Below are 1,183 nucleotides of genomic sequence, written 5' to 3'. Positions count from 1 at the left end.
AGAGGATGATTTCGGACCTCGGCAGAAATGGCCCCACCGGTATCCAGAAAGTCATCCACAAGCCAAATCTAATCCTCAAGAGTCGTGGTGCTATCCGCTTTCTGCCCTCGGCCATTATAGGGAGTGGCTACAGAGCACTTATATCGACGGCGGAAAATTTGCGAGCTACCTTAAGCGCAAAGTCTCGCAAGGGCAGTTGCCGCCATCGTTCGCGCAGCTGGCTATTTCGGCGCTTTCGGCGCCACAGATCGGCCCTTCGTAGGGGGCTTGAGGGGCGCTTCAGTGCGCGGCTTATGCCGCGCGACCTTCTTTAGCGCTTCGTCGAAATGCGCGGGGTCTTCGTCGCAGCCGAGTGACTTTGCCGTTGCTGCGAAACTTTCACGTTGACTCTCAGTCGATTTCTGCGGTCTTTTTACAGCCATGACAAAGCTCTTTCTGTTCGCCGATGAAGCGGGTGACTTCACATTTAACCGCAATCAAAATGTGAGCATATTCTATATCATATGCACTGTCACAATGCGTGATTGCGGGATTGGCCATTCGCTTTTGAAGCTGCGGCGCGACCTCGCATGGGATAAGGTCGAGATAGGTGATTACTTCCATGCATCAACTGACAGACAAGCAGTAAGAGATCACGTATTCAATGTTATATCCGCTTGCGACTTTGATATTCACGCAACAATTATGGAAAAGCCGAAGGCTCAGCCACAAGTTCGCGCGACAGAACAAACTTTTTACAAATACGGGTGGCATTACCACTTCCGCTATTCGTCAAAAAAATATGTCAAAAGCCTAAGAGAGTTGCATCTTACAATAGCTTCAATAGGAACAAAAAAGAAAAAGATTGATTTTGAGGACGCTGTAAGAGATGTGGTTCGCCAGAAAGATTTAAAAAATAGTTGGCATTTGTCTTTTTGGCCATGCCAAAGCGACCCATGCTTATGGGTTGCTGACTATTGCACATGGGCAATACAGAGGAAATACGAATCTTCAGGGAGGGACTTACGCTCATACAATCTAATTGCGGATAAAATAGTTTATGAGTATGATTTATGGGAGCATGGAAATATTTATTATTAGGTATTTGCGCGGCCGCACTCCCGACTATTCCTTACGAAAGCGCCCCATGGGCTCTTATCATCGGGTGCCAACCGCGCACTAAGCATGTAGCGGACATCGCCGC

General features: G+C 48.1%; 1 protein-coding gene and 1 pseudogene. Both read left to right on the top strand.

Annotation, left to right across the window (positions count from 1 at the left end):
• Positions 1-262 (top strand): annotated as a pseudogene (locus A1351_RS25650) (hypothetical protein); the annotation flags it as partial.
• Positions 263-420: 158 nt separating this feature from the next.
• Complete coding sequence (locus A1351_RS24660) at positions 421-1,080, top strand: DUF3800 domain-containing protein (protein WP_157096228.1); 660 nt, start codon at positions 421-423, stop codon at positions 1,078-1,080.
• The last annotated feature ends 103 nt before the right edge of the window (positions 1,081-1,183 follow it).

This window comes from Methylosinus sp. R-45379 (assembly GCF_001644125.1).
In the GTDB taxonomy this organism is placed as follows: domain Bacteria; phylum Pseudomonadota; class Alphaproteobacteria; order Rhizobiales; family Beijerinckiaceae; genus Methylosinus.
Note: the sequence above shows the minus strand (reverse complement) of the source record. Positions and strands in the feature narration are given on the sequence as shown.